The organism is Janthinobacterium sp. UMAB-60 (genome assembly GCF_900095235.1).
GTDB lineage: Bacteria > Pseudomonadota > Gammaproteobacteria > Burkholderiales > Burkholderiaceae_D > Janthinobacterium.
On sequence record NZ_LT607488.1, the window covers coordinates 163786 to 179742 of the forward strand.

At 62.5% G+C, this 15957-nt stretch carries 15 protein-coding genes and 4 tRNA genes; 7 read left to right on the forward strand and 12 right to left on the reverse strand.

Annotation, left to right across the window (positions count from 1 at the left end):
- Positions 1-57 precede the first annotated feature (57 nt).
- From K0F86_RS13390 to K0F86_RS13400, 3 genes are all read right to left on the reverse strand, one after another.
- Entirely contained in the window at positions 58-252 is a 195-nt protein-coding gene (locus K0F86_RS13390; protein WP_219134827.1) for a hypothetical protein, read from the reverse strand.
- A 47-nt stretch (positions 253-299) separates the two neighbouring features.
- Complete coding sequence (locus K0F86_RS13395; protein ID WP_219134828.1) at positions 300-2552, reverse strand: ATP-binding protein; 2253 nt, start codon at positions 2550-2552, stop codon at positions 300-302.
- Positions 2553-2655: 103 nt separating this feature from the next.
- The gene (locus tag K0F86_RS13400) at positions 2656-3081 is read right to left on the reverse strand and encodes a helix-turn-helix domain-containing protein (protein ID WP_219134829.1); all 426 of its coding nucleotides are present in this window, start codon (positions 3079-3081) and stop codon (positions 2656-2658) included.
- A 115-nt stretch (positions 3082-3196) separates the two neighbouring features.
- Between K0F86_RS13400 and K0F86_RS13405 the strand changes: the two genes are divergently transcribed.
- Positions 3197-4048, forward strand: a complete 852-nt coding sequence (locus tag K0F86_RS13405; protein ID WP_219134830.1) for an SDR family oxidoreductase — start codon at positions 3197-3199, stop codon at positions 4046-4048.
- A gap of 97 nt (positions 4049-4145) precedes the next feature.
- Here the strand turns inward: K0F86_RS13405 and K0F86_RS13410 are convergent.
- The 5 genes from K0F86_RS13410 to K0F86_RS13430 form a co-directional block, all read right to left on the reverse strand.
- Positions 4146-4230, reverse strand: a tRNA-Leu gene (locus K0F86_RS13410).
- Positions 4231-4314: 84 nt separating this feature from the next.
- Positions 4315-4399, reverse strand: a tRNA-Leu gene (locus K0F86_RS13415).
- Between the two features lie 178 nt (positions 4400-4577).
- Complete coding sequence (locus tag K0F86_RS13420; protein WP_219134831.1) at positions 4578-5651, reverse strand: NF038122 family metalloprotease; 1074 nt, start codon at positions 5649-5651, stop codon at positions 4578-4580.
- 182 nt (positions 5652-5833) lie between these two features.
- Positions 5834-5918, reverse strand: a tRNA-Leu gene (locus K0F86_RS13425).
- A 191-nt stretch (positions 5919-6109) separates the two neighbouring features.
- Positions 6110-6174: transfer RNA gene (locus K0F86_RS13430), tRNA-OTHER, on the reverse strand.
- Between the two features lie 387 nt (positions 6175-6561).
- On the opposite strand from K0F86_RS13430, the gene rnr reads away from it, so the two are divergent.
- The 6 genes from rnr to udk all read left to right on the forward strand — a co-directional run bounded on the left by rnr (position 6562) and on the right by udk (position 12793).
- Positions 6562-9126, forward strand: a complete 2565-nt coding sequence (gene rnr / locus K0F86_RS13435) for a ribonuclease R (protein ID WP_219134832.1) — start codon at positions 6562-6564, stop codon at positions 9124-9126.
- Positions 9127-9140: 14 nt separating this feature from the next.
- Positions 9141-9887 carry a 23S rRNA (guanosine(2251)-2'-O)-methyltransferase RlmB gene (gene rlmB / locus K0F86_RS13440; protein WP_219134833.1) on the forward strand — a complete coding sequence of 249 codons (747 nt, stop codon included), beginning with the start codon at positions 9141-9143 and terminating at the stop codon, positions 9885-9887.
- A gap of 216 nt (positions 9888-10103) precedes the next feature.
- The gene (gene cysE / locus K0F86_RS13445; RefSeq protein WP_219134914.1) at positions 10104-10853 is read left to right on the forward strand and encodes a serine O-acetyltransferase; all 750 of its coding nucleotides are present in this window, start codon (positions 10104-10106) and stop codon (positions 10851-10853) included.
- A gap of 10 nt (positions 10854-10863) precedes the next feature.
- On the forward strand, positions 10864-11574 hold the full coding sequence (locus K0F86_RS13450; protein WP_152284473.1) for a YceH family protein: 711 nt from the start codon (positions 10864-10866) through the stop codon (positions 11572-11574).
- 14 nt (positions 11575-11588) lie between these two features.
- Positions 11589-12092, forward strand: coding sequence for a DUF2199 domain-containing protein (locus tag K0F86_RS13455; RefSeq protein ID WP_219134834.1), 504 nt, complete (start codon positions 11589-11591; stop codon positions 12090-12092).
- A gap of 59 nt (positions 12093-12151) precedes the next feature.
- On the forward strand, positions 12152-12793 hold the full coding sequence (gene udk / locus K0F86_RS13460) for a uridine kinase (protein ID WP_219134835.1): 642 nt from the start codon (positions 12152-12154) through the stop codon (positions 12791-12793).
- Positions 12794-12823: 30 nt separating this feature from the next.
- Here udk and K0F86_RS13465 read toward each other — a convergent pair whose 3' ends face one another.
- The 4 genes from K0F86_RS13465 to K0F86_RS13480 all read right to left on the reverse strand — a co-directional run bounded on the left by K0F86_RS13465 (position 12824) and on the right by K0F86_RS13480 (position 15913).
- Positions 12824-13822 (reverse strand): hypothetical protein, encoded by a 999-nt coding sequence (locus K0F86_RS13465; protein WP_219134836.1) that lies wholly within the window; start codon positions 13820-13822, stop codon positions 12824-12826.
- Positions 13819-14691 carry an ABC transporter ATP-binding protein gene (locus K0F86_RS13470; RefSeq protein ID WP_219134837.1) on the reverse strand — a complete coding sequence of 291 codons (873 nt, stop codon included), beginning with the start codon at positions 14689-14691 and terminating at the stop codon, positions 13819-13821. Before K0F86_RS13470 ends, K0F86_RS13465 begins: the two co-directional genes overlap by 4 nt.
- Positions 14688-15068 carry a GntR family transcriptional regulator gene (locus K0F86_RS13475; protein ID WP_219134838.1) on the reverse strand — a complete coding sequence of 127 codons (381 nt, stop codon included), beginning with the start codon at positions 15066-15068 and terminating at the stop codon, positions 14688-14690. The genes K0F86_RS13470 and K0F86_RS13475 overlap by 4 nt, the downstream gene beginning before the upstream one ends.
- A 128-nt stretch (positions 15069-15196) precedes the next feature.
- The gene (locus K0F86_RS13480) at positions 15197-15913 is read right to left on the reverse strand and encodes a DUF72 domain-containing protein (RefSeq protein ID WP_219134839.1); all 717 of its coding nucleotides are present in this window, start codon (positions 15911-15913) and stop codon (positions 15197-15199) included.
- Positions 15914-15957 lie beyond the last annotated feature (44 nt).

Sequence of the window (15957 nt, forward strand, 5' to 3'; positions counted from 1 at the left end):
GACGCCGCAATGCCATCGCTTGCTCTCAAGCCGGTGCCCCGTGTGGTCATGGCCCCATTATTTAACAAGCGCCGGTTTTTCGCAACGGCTATCTTTGTACGGTCCCGAGGCCAGTTCCCAGCCAAATCCCAGCGTCGATTGGGCGCACGACAGGGTGCCGTCGATCTTGCTGCGCCACTGGTACCAGGGTGCCGGTCCGGCCATTGCGCAGGCGCAAGCGGCCAGCAGGGCCGTGGCGATCAGGTATTTCATCGGTGCTCCGAAATTAAAGTCTGCGGGCATTGTAGCGCGCCTGCCATTCAGGGGGCGGGCGATTGCGGCGCGGCGGCGGGCAGCTGCAGGGTGAAGGTGGTGCCGCTGCCAGTGCCGGTGCGGCTGATGGCATCGATATGGCCGCCCAGCACGCCCGTGACGATGTTGTGCGCCACATGCAGGCCCAAACCCGAACCGCCGGAACCGAGCTTGGTCGTGAAGAAGGGGTCGTAGACATGCACGAGGTCGTCGGCGGCGATGCCCACGCCCGTGTCGCTGATGGACAGGGTGATCGTCTGCCCGTCGTCGCTGCCGCGCGCGGCGATGGCGATATTGCCGCCGCTGCGGCCCTCGAAGGCATGGCGCAGGCAGTTCTCCAGCAGGTTGCTCAGCACCTGCCCCAGCGGACCAGGATAGCTGTCCATGGCCAGGCCGTCCGGCACGTCCTGCGTCAGGCTCAGGCCGGCGGCCTTGAGCGGCGTGGACATGGGCAGCATCAGTTCGGCGACGAACTGGCGCAGCAGGAAGTGGCGGCGCTGCGAGCTGGCGCGGTCGACGGCGATCTGCTTGAAGCTGGAGACGAGGTCGGCGGCGCGCTGCAGGTTGCGCAGCATGATGGCGTCCGCTTCGCTGGCCTGGGTCAGGTAGGCGCCCAGTTCGGAGCGGCGCAAGCCATCGAGGAAGCTGGCCTGGATTTCGCGCGTGCGCTCGGCCATGGTGGTGGCCACCACCAGGCCGTTGCCGATCGGCGTATTGAGTTCATGCGCGATGCCGGCCACCAGCGCACCGAGCGCGGCGAGCTTGTCGCGGCGCACCAGTTCTTCTTGCGTGATGGACAGGTTTTCCAGTGCCGCGGCCAGTTCCAGGTTGGTTTGCTCCGAATGTTCCTTGGCCTGCGTCAGGGCCGCCGTGCGTTCGGCCACCAGCTCTTCCAGGTGGGTGCGGTGGCGCTGCAGCTCGCGTTCGTGGCGCATGCGGCCAATCGCAATGCCTGCCAGGTCGGTCGCCGTGTCGATCAGTTCCAGGTCGCGCGCATCGGGCTGGCGCACTTCGCGGTAGTACATGGCGAAAGAGCCGAGCACGCTGCCATCCTGGCCAAAGATGGGGCGCGACCAGCAGGCGCGCAAGCCGAACGGGGCGGCCAGCTCGCGGTAGGGCGCCCACAGCGGATCGCGCATGATGTCGCTGACCACCACCGGCTCGCGCAGGAACATGGCCGTGCCGCAAGAACCCACGCCGGGGCCGATGGCCACACCTTCGAGCAGGGCCATGTACTCGGGCGGCAGGCTGGGGCCGGCCGCGCTGTGCATGTGGATGCCGTCGTCGTCGAGCAGCATGATGGAGCACAGCACGCCGCGCGACTGGCCTTCGATCAGCAGCAGCAACTGGTTCAGGGTGGGGATCAGGGGCGCGCCCTTGGCGACCATTTCCAGCAAGGCGCTCTGGCCCGCGCGCATCGCTTCGGCGAGGTTGCGTTCGGTCAAATCGATGATGCGCGCATGCACCAGCTGGCGGCCCGGCACGGACAGGCGCATCAGCCGGATTTCGCAGGCGATCGGGTGGCTGTCGCGGTGGCAGCAACTGGCGCGGAAGACGACGATCTTGCCTTGCAAGGTATCGCGGATCTTTTCTTCCAGCAGTTGCGGCGAGGCGCGGCCATCGCCCTGATGCTGGGGAAACAGCGGCTCCATGCCGCCTTGCAGCAGTTCGGCCAGCGGCATGCCGAACAGTTGTTCGGCCAGGTGGTTGGCGTCGATCAGCAGGTTGTTGTCGATGTCGAACAGCAGCACGGCATCGGGCGAACCGGCCAGGATCGAGTGGTAATTGACTTCCAGCGTTTGCGGATGCACGGGGCGCGGCGGCGCGGCGGGCGTGGCGCGGGGACGGGCGGCGGACGCCTCGGCCTTGTGCAGCGCCAGTTCCATGAGGATTTTTTCCGCTACGTCGCGCGCATTGAAAGGCATCTTGATGTAGTCGGAAGCGCCGGCGCCCACGCTGCGGCCCTGTTCTTCGGCGCTGGGGGTGGCCGACATCAGTAGCAGGGGCACGCCGTGGCGTCCGCCCGCATTGCGCAGGCGCATGCAGGTGGCGCCGATATTCGTGCCCGCCAAGGCCGCGTCAAGCAGGATCAGGTCGGTGCCGCCGGCCGCCAGTTCCACGCCTTCGTCGATATCGCCCGCCAGTCCCGTACCCAGGTTATGCCGGTCCAGCACATACAGCAGTTCGCGCACATCGTTCGGCGAATTGCTGACCAGTAGCACGTTGGCCCGGTCGGCGATGGAAGAAATCAACTGATTCATGGTGTCGCGTCCTTACGCGTAGTGTGAGGCTAGTATTACATCAAGGCAAGGAGGAGTAAACGATAATTCTTGATGGTCAAAAGCAATGTGTTTGCGCGCCGTGTTACGCCGCGTTTTGTGCGTACGGCAGCGCGAGTTCGGCGCGCGCCTGTTCGATGCGCGGGTAATTATCCTCGATCCAGTCGACCAGCACGGCCAGGCGCTCGGCCGCTTCGCGTCCCAGCGGCGTGAGGCTGTATTCCACCTTGGGCGGTATCACCAGATAGGCCTGGCGCAGCACGAAGCCGTCGCCCGCCAGCGCTTCCAGGGTTTGCGCCAGCATTTTTTCGCTGACGCCGCCCACTTCGCGGCGCAGTTCGCTGAAGCGCCGCGTGCCGCTCAGCAGCAATACCAGCACCAGCACGGCCCAGCGGCTGGTCAGGTGGCTGAGCACGGCGCGCGACGGGCAGGCGGCCGCCAGCAGTTGCGCTCCCTGGTTTTGCCGGGCGAGGGCGGCGCGCAGACTGGCGCCGGGAGTGTCTGTGGACATGATAGGTGGCCTTGTTAATTTGATTGCATTCATACTTACCAAAAGGTATGTACTTACAATAAGTAAGTAATAGTCCTATTATAGGGTTTTACCAGCCACCCTCCAAGGAGAAATCATGATCGTCATTACCGGCGCCACAGGCAATCTGGGCCAGCACGTCATCGCCAGCCTGCTCACATCCGTCCCCGCAGCCAACATCATCGCCGCCGTGCGCAATCCGGCCAAGGCCGCCAACCTGGCTGCACTGGGCGTGCAAGTGCGCCAGGCCGATTACAACGACGGCGCCAGCCTCGATGCGGCATTCAAAGGTGCAACGAAGATTTTGCTGATTTCGTCGAGCGAAGTGGGCCAGCGCGCGCAGCAGCACCAGAACGTCATCGATGCGGCCAGGCGGGCCGGCGTGGCCCTGCTGGCCTACACCAGCGTCTTGCGCGCCGACACGTCGCCGCTGGGCCTGGCCGCCGAGCACATCGTCACGGAAGCGGCCATCCGCGCGTCCGGCCTGCCGTACAGTTTCCTGCGCAACGGCTGGTACCTGGAAAACCATACGGAACACCTGGCGCCCGTGCTCGAGCATGGCGTGGTGCTGGGCGCGGCGCAAAACGGCCGCTTTTCGTCGGCCGCGCGTCTGGACTACGCGGCCGCCGCCGCTGCCGTGCTGACGGCGGACCAGCCGCGAGCCATCTATGAGCTCGCTGGCGACCACGGCTTTACCCTTGCCGAGTACGCTGCCGAAGTGGCGCGCCAGTCGGGCAAGGCGATTGTGTATAAAGATTTGCCGCAGGCGGACTTCAAGGCGGCGCTGGTGAGCGTGGGCGTGCCGGAAGGCTTTGCCGACTTGCTGGCCGACTCCGATGCGGGCGCGGCCAAGGGCGGCCTGGAAGACAATGGCAAGCAATTGAGCGCGCTGATAGGCCGTCCGACGACGACGCTGGCCGAAGCGGTGAAGGCGGCGCTGGCCAAATAAGGGGAGGGTGCCGCGGGTTGGGAATACCGCGCGGCATTCTGGAATGAAAAAAGCCGCAAACTCGTGAAAGTTTGCGGCTTTTTTGCGAATTAGGTAATGGTGCCCACGAAGGGACTCGAACCCCTACACCCGAAGGCACATGGACCTGAACCATGCGCGTCTACCAATTCCGCCACGTGGGCACTGATGCTGCTACTACTTGCTGCTGATTACTGCGTTATCTCACTACTGTACTGCGGACTACAACGAAAACAACTCGTTGCTGGTGGTGCCCACGAAGGGACTCGAACCCCTACACCCGAAGGCACATGGACCTGAACCATGCGCGTCTACCAATTCCGCCACGTGGGCATTGTGCTGCGTTTTGCTGCTTCTTGCTGTCTGCTGCGTGTTCTGCAGCGACGGACAAAATAATAAGGGTTGGCGGCGATTCGGTCAATGAACATTTTGTTCTTTTCTTCAAGAAACCCTCTTTTCTGCTGAAAAAAGGGTTCCCCCTATGAGAAATGGCTCAAAATTGCCTGTTTTTTCAGCGTATTTGGCGTCGTTGCTGCAGTGCCAGCAGTACCAAGGCCAGGCACAGCAGCGAGACGGTGCCCGGCGCCGGGATGGCGTTCGGGGCGATATCCCAGCCGATGGCGTCGAGGGCGATCAAATCGTTCCAGCGCAGGCGCAATAATTCGCCATACGCCACCGTCGGGTCCATGATGCCCAGGTGCAGGTTGTCGCGCCAGTGGCTGGCCTGGTCGCCGTCGCCATGGAAGCTGCCGTTGGCAAACAGCGGACCGCGCGTGGCGCCGCCATCGAGCGAAAAATATTTGTCGCGGTTGTCGGCGGTCCAGTCGATCACGCCGGCCGCGGCGCTTTGGGCCGAGTAGCGGAACAGGTCCAGTCCCGAGACGTAGGTAAATTCCGTGTCGTCATAGGGTCCGCCCAGCGGCGGCGAGTTGAAGTCGAGGATGTCCACGCCGCTGATAAAGCCCAGCGCATGGCCGATTTCATGCATGGCCACGCCGATGAAGTCGATGCTGTTGGCGCCGATGCCATTGCCGGGATCGAAATCGAAATTGAAATCGCTGTTGAACTGGATGACGCCGTCGCAATTGCCGATGCAGCCGTCCAGCGACTGCGGCGGCGGCGTCAGGCCGACGGCCTTGGCTTCGGCATTGCTCAGCGATAAATATTGATTGTTGGCGTCGCCATTGTTGTCGACATAGGGCAGGGCGCTGCCGGGGCCGTTGGGATTGTTGGCCGTGCGGTTGATCAGCATGCCGAAGCTGTCGCTGTCGGGCAGGTGCGCCAGCGCCCGCCGATCGATGGTGGAGGTGGCATCGGCGGCGAGGGCGCCGCGAAAGTCGCGGTAGCGGTAAAACGCTTCCGACGATCCCGTTTGCCCCAGGATATTGCCGCCCAGTGAATTGAAGCCCACCGTCAGGTCGATGGTGACATTGTCTTTCAGCACGCGCGACCAGCGGGCGGCCGCCGTCTGGAATCCCTGCTGCGCCTGCAACGAGGTGCCGGGCACGTATTGCAGATTGAACAGGGGCGAGGCGATGGTGCCGGCGGGCAGGATCAAGGCGAGGATGGTGACGAGGCTTTTCATGGCGGCGCTCCAGGAATGGGGATGCCATCCTGCAGGCAAGAAGCGTGCTCAGCTTTAAAATCAGGGACTTGGCGCTTGCGTGGCCGGCAACTGTCAAGAATACCGACAGGATCGATTGGCGCCGGAAATGAAAAAAGCCGCAAACTCGTGAAAGTTTGCGGCTCTTTTGCGAATTTTGGTAATGGTGCCCACGAAGGGACTCGAACCCCTACACCCGAAGGCACATGGACCTGAACCATGCGCGTCTACCAATTCCGCCACGTGGGCACTGATGCTGCTTTGCTGCTTTCTTTGCGTGTTCTGCAGAGAAGGCAGGATCATAGAGGCTGCCAGCGTGGCGGTCAATGAAAAAATACGCAAAAGGCGAAATAAGTTCGCAGAGCCCGCTGGCAGGGGTGCGGAAATGAAAAAAGCCGCAAACTCGTGAAAGTTTGCGGCTCTTTTGCGAATTTTGGTAATGGTGCCCACGAAGGGACTCGAACCCCTACACCCGAAGGNCGTCTACCAATTCCGCCACGTGGGCACTGATGCTGCTGTATTACTTGTTGCGAAATAACTTAGCAACAATTCTGCTATTATAGCGGCTTGAAGAGTTTTGCGCCAGATGAGCTTTCGCTCCATACTGCACATCAACCCTGTACCGCTTTCCTGCAACTGCATCCCCGTGAGGGTTTGTCGCTGCAAGAGACAGGGATTATAGAGCAATATTTGCCGAAGTCAAATGCATTGCGCAGCTTTTCTCCTTTTTTTCATCGGCGGGCGTCTTGTACTGTTTCCGACACGCTGTCCGTTAGGCAAACCAAGGCGTCCTCCGGTACACTACCGGACATCACCGTGTCAATATTGACGGTGATGTCATCGGTCTTTGTCTTCCGTTTGATCACTGTCAATAACAACTATAGAAATACTTTTGAGCCAAAATACCCACACCATCCCCAGCCGGGAGGACATTCTCGGCATATTCCGCAGTGTCAACGCGCCTCTCGACCCGCAGTCTCTCGGGAAAACGCTGCAAGTGCATGCCGATTCCATGGATGTCCTGGTCCGTCGCCTGAAGGCGATGGAGCGCGACGGCCAGCTGAAGTCTGATGCCAGCGGTGTTTTCAGTCTGGCCGACCAGAGCGCGCTTGTCGCCGGTCGCGTCACCAGCCACCGCGACGGCTTCGGCTTTGTCATTCCCGACGACGCCAGCGCCGACCTGTTCCTGCCTGAGAAAGAGATGCAGAAAGTACTGCATGGCGACAAGGTCATGGCCCGCATCGTCGGCACGGACCGCCGCGGCCGCCCTGAAGGCACGATCGTGGAAGTCACCTACCGCGCCAATAGCCACGTCATCGGCCGTCTGATCCAGGAAAACGGCACCTGGGTCGTGGCGCCGGAAGACCAGCGCATCGGCCAGGACATTCTCGTCACCGGTTCGGTGGGCAAGGCGAAGGCCGGCCAGATCGTCAGCGTCGAGCTGACCGAGCAACCGATGCGCTTCAAGCAGCCGGTCGGCAAGATTGTCGAAGTGCTGGGCGCTCTGGATGACCCCGGCATGGAAATTGAAATTGCCGTGCGTAAATTCAACGTGCCGCACATCTTCTCCGCCGCCGCCCTCAAGCAAGCTGAAAAACTGCCGTTCGAAGTGCGCGACGCCGACCTGAAAGAGCGTGTCGACTTGCGCGACGTGCCATTGGTGACCATCGATGGCGAGGACGCGCGCGATTTCGACGATGCCGTATATTGCGAACCCGTCAAAATCGGCCGCGCCAACTGCTTCCGCCTGATCGTGGCGATTGCCGACGTCAGCCATTACGTGAAGCCGAACGACGCGCTCGATATCGACGCGCTGGAGCGCAGCACGTCCGTCTACTTCCCGCGTCGCGTGATCCCGATGCTGCCGGAAAAACTGTCGAATGGCCTGTGCTCGCTGAACCCGGCCGTCGACCGTCTGACCCTCGTCTGCGACGCCGTCGTCAGCGACAAGGGTGAACTGAAGGCGTACCAGTTCTACCCGGCCGTGATCCATTCGGCCGCGCGCCTCACGTATGACGAAGTCGCAGCCGTGCTGGGCAACACCAAGGGACCCGAAGCGGCACGCCGCGCGGACATCCTGCCGCACCTGCAAAACCTGGAAGCCGTCTACCGCGCCTTGCTGAAAGCGCGCACGGAGCGGGGCGCCATCGATTTCGAGACGACGGAAACGTATATCGTCTGCAATAGCGCGGGCAAGATCGAAAAGATCATCCCCCGCACGCGCAACGAAGCGCACAAGATCATCGAAGAGTGCATGCTGGCGGCCAACGTCTGCGCGGCCGATTTGTTGCTGCGCAACAAGCATCCAGGCACCTACCGCATCCACGCCAGCCCGACCAAGGAAAAGCTCACGCAAGTGCGCACCTTCCTCAAGCAAGTTGGCCTGAACCTGACGGGCGGCGACACGCCATCGGCATCGGATTACCAGACCCTGATGCAGCAGATCAAGCTGCGTCCCGACGCGGCCCTGCTGCAAACGATGCTGCTGCGTTCGATGCAGCAAGCCGTCTACAGCCCGGACAATATCGGCCACTTCGGCCTGGCCTATGAAGCGTATGCCCACTTCACCAGCCCGATCCGCCGCTATCCCGACCTGCTGACGCACCGCGCCATCAAGGCCATCTTGCAAGGCAAGAAATACGAGCCGAAACTGTCCGATAAAGTCGTGCTGAACACGAATGTGTCGAACGCCACGCGCAAGCAGCAGGCCAAGGACAAGGCCGACGGCAAGCCGAAGAAGACGGACCTGACGGTCTGGGACGCGCTGGGCGTGCATTGCTCGGCCAACGAACGCCGCGCCGACGAAGCGTCGCGCGACGTGGAAGCGTGGCTGAAGTGCTACTTCATGCAAGACAAGCTGGGCGAGGAGTTCACCGGCACCATCACCGGCGTAACCACCTTCGGCGTGTTCGTGCAGCTTGACACCCTGTTTGTCGAAGGCCTGGTGCACGTCACCGAGCTGGGCACCGATTACTTCCAGTACGACGATGCGCGCCATGAATTGCGCGGCGAACGCACTGGCAAGCGTTATCAATTGACCGACCGTCTGACGGTGCAAGTGGCAAGAGTCGACCTGGAAACGCGCAAGATCGACCTGCGCCTGGTCACCGATGCGGAACTGGCGGGCGAAGAAGCGCCGGCCAAGTCGAACGGCGGCGGCAAGCGCAAGGGCGAGAAGAAATCCATGGTCAAGCCCGGTCCCGCGACCGAGCAGCGCCATGAGATCAAAGCCAGCGGCAACAACGGTGGCAACCCCGGCAATGGTTCCGGCGGCCGTTCCAACGGCGCCAAGCCTGCCGCCAAGGCGCAAGCCAAGGCAGCGCCGAAGGAAGCCCCCAAGGCGGCCGCTCCCAAGGCAGCCGCACCGAAGCGCAGCAAGAAACCAGCCGCGGCACCTGCCGCGGCGGCACCACGAGCAGCAAAAACTGTATCAAAATCAAGCAAGAACAAGCGATAAGCGATAGATAGATAATGAAGAATAAAATGATTTTCGGCTTCCACGCCGTCACCTCGCGCCTGCGTCACGAAGCGTCGTCCGTGGAAGAAATTTTCGTCGATGCCAGCCGCGTCGACGGCCGCATGAAAGACATGATCGCCGCCGCCAAGGCTGCCAACGTGCGCGTCATGCCCGTCGATTCGTCGCGTCTCGACAAGATCGTCGGCACGCGCCGCCATCAGGGCGTGATCGCGTTTGCGTCGCAGCTGTCGCTGGCGCGCAATCTCGATGAGCTGCTGGACGCCATCGATGGCCCGCCGCTGCTGTTGATTCTCGACGGCATCACCGACCCGCACAACCTGGGCGCCTGTCTGCGCGTGGCCGACGGCGTCGGCGCACATGCCGTCATCGTGCCGAAGGACCGCGCCGTGGGTCTGAATACCACGGCCGCCAAGGTCGCCAGCGGCGCCGCCGAAACCGTCCCGTACATCACCGTGACGAACCTGGCGCGCACCATGCGCGAACTCAAGGACCGCGGCATCTGGCTGATCGGGACCACCGACGATGGCGAAAAAGGCTTGTACGAAGCCGATTTCACGGGCCCGACGGCCCTCGTCATGGGTTCCGAAGGCGAAGGCATGCGCCGTTTGACGCGCGACACCTGCGACATCCTCGTCAGTATCCCGATGTTCGGCTCCGTCGAGAGCCTGAACGTGTCCGTGGCATCGGGCGTGTGTCTCTACGAAGCCCGCCGCCAGCGCATCGCGCTGGAGCCGAAATAAGCGGACAAGTCCTCAGCGTGCCGTTTGCTTGATCTGTTTTTACCCCAAAAGCAAATCCTGGGGTCGTACCCTCAGGGTACGACCCCGGCACTTTCGCCTTTGGGTTGAGCGTACTTGATCAGCCGCCGCCCTTGAGGCGGCGGTTGTTTATCTGCCTCTCCGGCAGCACGCCGCCGAATACGCTACCATTTGCGTTCCACCTTATTCATTTTCATTATGTTCCACCACCTGCGCGAAGATATCAACAGCATCATTGAACGTGACCCCGCCGCCCGCAATGGCTGGGAGGTGCTGACCTGTTATCCGGGCCTGCACGCCATCGTCATGCATGGCTGGGCGCACTGGTGCTGGAAGCGGCACATGAAGTGGGTGGGTCGCTTCATTTCGTATATCGCCCGCATCATCACGGGCATCGAGATCCATCCGGGTGCCGTCATCGGCCGGCGCGTCTTCATCGACCATGGCTTCGGCGTGGTGATCGGCGAGACGGCCGTCGTCGGCGACGACTGCACCATCTACCAGGGTGTCACTTTGGGCGGTACCTCGCTGCACAGCGGAAGCAAACGCCATCCGACCCTGGAGCGCGGCGTCATCGTCGGCGCCGGCGCCCAGGTGCTGGGCAGTTTCACCGTGGGCGAGTACGCCAAGGTGGGCTCGAACGCCGTGCTGTTGAAACCCGTGCCGTCCGGCGCCACGGCCGTGGGCAACCCCGCGCACATCGTGCAGAAGGATGTCAGCGCCCTGCGCGAAGGCAGCACGGCGCACCTGTTCGCCGCGTATGGCGTCACGCCGAACGGCGACGACCCGCTGTCGAAAGCCCTGCAGGGCCTGATCACGCATGCCGTGGCGCAGGAGCAGCGCATTGAAACCATCCTCGCCACCCTGAAGGCGGCGGGCATTTGCTGCCAGGCTGTGCCTGAGTGTGATAAATTTGATTCTGAGCAAATGAACAAGCTGGTTGATTAAGGATACAGGCATGACTACAGACGTAAACATAGCTGAAAACGCAGCAGAAAAGGGCAGTGACAATCCGAATCTGCTCGACCCCTTCGAGATCCGCGTGCTGGCCGTGCTGGCCGAAAAGGAAGCGCTGACGCCGGACAGCTATCCTCTCTCGCTCAACGCGCTGACGAACGGCTGCAACCAGCTGTCCAGCCGCGACCCCGTCATGGCCCTGTCCGAGGAAACCGTGTACGACGTGCTGCAGCGTTTGATGCAGCGCAAGTTCGTCAACGGCATCACGCAGGCGGGCGCACGCGTCGCCAAGTATGAACACCGCATGCGCATCAAGTGGTCGCTGGAGCAAGATAAACTGGCCATCCTGACGATCTTGATGCTGCGCGGCTTGCAGACGGCGGGCGAGATCCGCAGCCGCAGCGGCCGCGTGCATGAATTCAAGTCCGTGGCGGAAGTGGAATCGGGCCTGCAGTTCCTGATCGACAAATACCCGCCGCTGGTGGCCAAGCTGGCCGTCGCACCCGGCGCCAAGGAACCGCGTTACGGCCATCTGCTGGGCGGCGAAGAAGCGCTGGCGCAGATCGAGACGGCGGCCGGTTTTGCCGGCGCCGTCAGCGCGCCGCAGCAGGGCAGCCGCGTGGCCCAGCTGGAGCAGGAAGTGCTGCAATTGCGCAGCGACTTCGATGGCCTGGCGGCGCAATTCGAAGCGTTCCGCAAGCAGTTCGAGTAAAGCGGCATCGGCGCGTGACGTTTTCCTTCCTGTGCCGCTCCTGCGGCGAAACCCACACGGGCATGCCCAGCTTCGGCGCCGATGCGCCGTGGCTGTATGAGCAGATGGCGCCCGCAGAGCGCGAAGCGCGCTGCCAGCTCGACAGCGACGCCTGCATCGTCGATGAAGCGTACTGTTTCGTGCGCGCCACCATCGACATCCCCGTGCATGGCTCGGATGAGCCGTTCAGCTGGGGCGTGTGGGTGTCGCTCAGCGGCGAGAGCTTCGACTCCTGGGATGCCTGCTTCAATGACGCGCAGCGGGCGCACATCGGCCCCTTCTTCGGCTGGCTGAGCACGCAGCTGCCCGTGTACCCGGATACCCTGAACCTGAAAACCCGCGTCCACCTGCGCGACGATGGCGTGCGCCCATCCATCGAGCTGGAGCCGACGGAGCATCCGCTGGCCATCGAACAGCGCGACGGCATCACGGCAGAGCGGGTGGCCGAGCTGTATGCGCGGCTGGTGCATGGCGCGTGACAGGCCCGGCTTTGCAGCCGCTCCCTGTCAGTGCGCTCATGTTTCCGGTATCATTCGGCATGAATACTATTTCCTTCCAACCGTTTGTTATTGGTGTCGCTGGCGGCAGCGGCAGTGGCAAGTCTACCGTATCACAGCAGGTGCTGGCGTCATTCGGCGCCGACATGGTGTCGGTCGTGATGCAGGACGACTACTATTGCGACCAAACCCATCTCTCCCCTGAAGTCCGACGCCAGCAGAATTACGACCATCCGCAGGCGTTCGAGTGGTCATTGCTGGTGCAGCACATCCAGGCCTTGCGCAATGGTGTAGCGATCGAGATGCCCGAGTACGACTTCACGCTGCACAATCGCTCCAGCAGGACCATTCCCGTCAAACCGGCGCCGGTGATCGTCATCGAAGGCTTGTTTGCCTTGTATGACGAAGACTTGCGCGACATGATGTCGCTGAAGATCTTTGTCGATACCGCCTCCGACGTGCGCTTCATCCGCCGCATGCAACGCGATATCACGGAACGCGGCCGCTCGGTGGAAAGCGTCATCGAGCAGTATCTGGAAACCGTGCGCCCCATGCACAAGCAATTCATCGAACCGACCAAGCGCAATGCCGATGTCATTTTGCCGCATGGCGCGAACGGCCCCGCCGTCGACATGATCACCGCCAAGGTGGCCAGCGTGATCGGCCAGTTGACGCGGGCCTGATTCTCGCCGGCCCCCCACGCAGGCGGGGACTCAGCCTTCTTCGCGCCAGCCGCGCAGGCGGATGGCGGCGTAGAGCATGGCGGCGCCGGCCGCCGCTCCCAGCCAGGCGGCTGGCATGGCCAGGCTGGACCAGGAGTTGGCGAAGATGTCGATGCGCGCCATCTGCGAGCCTGGTCCCATGGTGTTGAGGTGCGGCAGCAGTCCCGGCTCGAAGAGGTACCAGCTGCCTGGGATGGTGCCCAGCAGGGCGCGCGCGATCACGTTCATTTGTATCCAGCCGATATCCGTTTCCGTCATGCTCAGCTTGCCGACCCAGACGCTCAGGATCAGCAGCAGCAGTGGCACGCCGAGGGCCCAGAACAGGACCTTCGAGCGTGCCCAGCTCGATACCATCAGCAACCAGCCCACGGTGGGCAAGGCCCACAGGGCATAGACGGGAATCAGGCCGAACAGGCGCAGCGGGCCCAGATACAAGCCCGGCGCGGCCAGCAGTTCCGTAAAGACATAGATGCCGTTGAGTGCCAGCACGCCGCTCAGTATCAGGATCAGTGCCAGCGAGGTAAGGCAGGCCGCGGCGACCACGATCAGCGGCGTGACGACGATGGCGATGGCCAGCTTCGACAGCACCGTTTGGGCGTCGGAGACGGGCAGCGACTTCCAGAACAGCAGGCTGCGGTCGCGGCGGTCGTCATACAGGGCGCTCAGGCAATAGAAAAATACCAGGAAGCCCAGGGCCAGGAACAGCGGCGCGGCCACGTAGGTATAGTTGTTGGCGATGGTGTCGATGATTTCCGTCCGGCGCGGGCTCAAGGTCCGGGTGTTGAAGACGGCGCTCCAGGACATCTCTTCGCCGTTGATGATCAGCGCCGTGCGCATCTTGAGCTTGGCGACGGCGCCTGCCGTCATCAGGGCGGCCAGCAGCGTCATGACGATGCCGATAATGGCGGGCGTCCACAGCAGCATGCCCTTGTGCTCCCACAATTCGCGCCGGATCAGCCATTTCATCTTGTTCACAGGGGTGATGCTCATGGGTACGATCCTTTCATGGTCGCGACAAACAGGTCCGCCAGGCTCGGCGTGTGCAATTCTCCCAAGGTGGCCAGCTGGCTGCGGGCGACGCCATCGAACAGCATCACGGACTTGCCGAATACGCTGCGTTCGCTGATCGGCTGCAGCGCGCGCGCCGGAGTCACGTGCTGTGGCCCCACCATCACTTCAATGTAGCGTTCGCCCACCTCTTCCATCGACGAGGCCAGCACGATCTTGCCGTCGCGAATGAACATCAGGTCGCTGAGGATATGCTCGACTTCCTCGATCTGGTGCGTGGTGATGATGATGGTCTTGTTTTCGTCGAAATAGTCTTCCAGCAAGTTCTGGTAAAACTGTTTGCGGTACAGGATGTCCAGGCCCAGGGTCGGTTCATCGAGGACCAGCAGCCTGGCGTCGATGGCCATCACCAGCGCCAGGTGCAATTGCACGATCATGCCTTTTGACATGCTCTTGACCCGCATCTTCGGCGCCAGCTTGGTGTGGGCCAGGTAGCGCTCGGCCTTGCTGCGGTCGAAGCGCGGATGCACGCCGGCGACAAAATCGATTGCGTCGCGCACGCGCAGCCAGCCCGGCAAGATGGCCACATCGGCGATGAAACACACGTCCTCCATCAGCGCGTCGCGCTGCACGCGCGGGTCGCGTCCCAGCACGGACAGGTCGCCCTCGAAGCCCGTCAGGCCGAGGATGGCTTTCAGGGTGGTGGTCTTGCCGGAGCCGTTAGGTCCGATCAGGCCGACGATGCGCCCTGGCGCGATATCAAAGCTGATGCCGTCGATGGCCACCTGCTTGCCATATTGCTTGCGCAAGCCGCGCGCGCTGATGACGCTATCGTTGTTCAATGCATTCATGTGCTCTCTCCATGTGCGCCACTGTCGCGGCTCGCTTGCAGTAGTTGATCGAGGTCCAGACCCAGTTGCGTGATGCGTTCCAGCATCGCCGGCCATTCTTCGCGCATGAAGCGCTCGCGTTCACTGGCCAGCAATTTATCGCGCGCGCCTTCCAGGACATACATGCCGAGTCCTCTGCGTTTTTCCACCAGGGCATCGTCGACCAGTTCCTGATAGGCGCGCGAAACCGTGATGGGATTCAATTGATAATCGGCCGCCACCTGGCGCACCGACGGCAGGGCGTCGCCGGACTGCAGCACGCCATCGAGCATCATGCCCACCACCCGGGCCTTGAGCTGGCGGTAGATGGGGCTATTGTCGTTCCATGCCGCGCTCATGGGATGCGCTCCAACAAGGGCGGGGCGGCGCGGCGCGTGAAAACTGCGGTAGGCATCGGGGCTCCCTGATAGTTAAATGGTGTTGTAGTTAACTATAACACTAAGACTCAAAGATGCAACAGCTATTTTCAGGCCAGCCGCGCTTGCAGGTCCAGCGCATTGAACAGGGCGGCGCCGGCTGCCGTGTTGTCGAAGATGCACCAGCTGCCGGCCTGCGCCTGTTCTTGCAAGGAGGCGGCCAGGCTGGCCAGATAGTCGGGCGGATAGTCCGAGTAATAGATTCTCGGGCTGCCGTGCAGGCGGAAATACGCCACGCTCGTTGTCGGCACGTGCGGGCCGGGCTGGCCGGCGGGCGGATCGGCGCGTACGCGGGTGATGCACAGCATCGTTAACAGCTCGGTCGCGTCCGCCGCGAACCAGCTGGCATGGCGCGCTTCGCAAGCGAGCATGCCGTCGAAGCGCTGGCGCAGCGCATGGAAAAATGCGGCGGCCATGTCCCCATCAAAGCGCAGGCTGGGCGGCAGCTGCACCAGCACGCAGCCCAGTTTATTCCCCAGTTGCATGACTTCTCCCGCAAAGCGCTCCAGTTCGGCCGCACAGTCGCGCAAGCGCCGTTCGTGCGTGATGCTGCGTGGCAATTTCACGCTGAAGCGGAAATGTGCGGGCACGCTGGCGGCCCAGCGCGCGTAGGTGGCGGGCTGGTGCGGGCGGTAGAAGGAGCTGTTTATTTCCACGCAGGGCAAGACACTGGCATAGCGCTGCAGATGGCTGCCATCGAGGGGGAAGTGGCTGGCGGCGGCGCTGGAAAGACTCCAGCCGGCCGTGCCGATATAAACTGTGTGCATGGCGCCATTACAGCAAGGCCAGGCGGGCGCGGCTATCGGACAAA

Coding starts and splice junctions, on each gene's coding strand:
- K0F86_RS13400 (WP_219134829.1), bottom strand. CDS start 3,081: ATGTCCACAGACACTCCCGGCGCCAGTCTGCGCGCCGCCCTCGCCCGG.
- K0F86_RS13390 (WP_219134827.1), bottom strand. CDS start 252: ATGAAATACCTGATCGCCACGGCCCTGCTGGCCGCTTGCGCCTGCGCA.
- K0F86_RS13475 (WP_219134838.1), bottom strand. CDS start 15,068: ATGAGCGCGGCATGGAACGACAATAGCCCCATCTACCGCCAGCTCAAG.
- K0F86_RS13465 (WP_219134836.1), bottom strand. CDS start 13,822: ATGAGCATCACCCCTGTGAACAAGATGAAATGGCTGATCCGGCGCGAA.
- K0F86_RS13450 (WP_152284473.1), top strand. CDS start 10,864: ATGACTACAGACGTAAACATAGCTGAAAACGCAGCAGAAAAGGGCAGT.
- K0F86_RS13470 (WP_219134837.1), bottom strand. CDS start 14,691: ATGAATGCATTGAACAACGATAGCGTCATCAGCGCGCGCGGCTTGCGC.
- K0F86_RS13395 (WP_219134828.1), bottom strand. CDS start 2,552: ATGAATCAGTTGATTTCTTCCATCGCCGACCGGGCCAACGTGCTACTG.
- udk (WP_219134835.1), top strand. CDS start 12,152: ATGAATACTATTTCCTTCCAACCGTTTGTTATTGGTGTCGCTGGCGGC.
- cysE (WP_219134914.1), top strand. CDS start 10,104: ATGTTCCACCACCTGCGCGAAGATATCAACAGCATCATTGAACGTGAC.
- rlmB (WP_219134833.1), top strand. CDS start 9,141: ATGAAGAATAAAATGATTTTCGGCTTCCACGCCGTCACCTCGCGCCTG.
- K0F86_RS13420 (WP_219134831.1), bottom strand. CDS start 5,651: ATGAAAAGCCTCGTCACCATCCTCGCCTTGATCCTGCCCGCCGGCACC.
- K0F86_RS13405 (WP_219134830.1), top strand. CDS start 3,197: ATGATCGTCATTACCGGCGCCACAGGCAATCTGGGCCAGCACGTCATC.
- K0F86_RS13480 (WP_219134839.1), bottom strand. CDS start 15,913: ATGCACACAGTTTATATCGGCACGGCCGGCTGGAGTCTTTCCAGCGCC.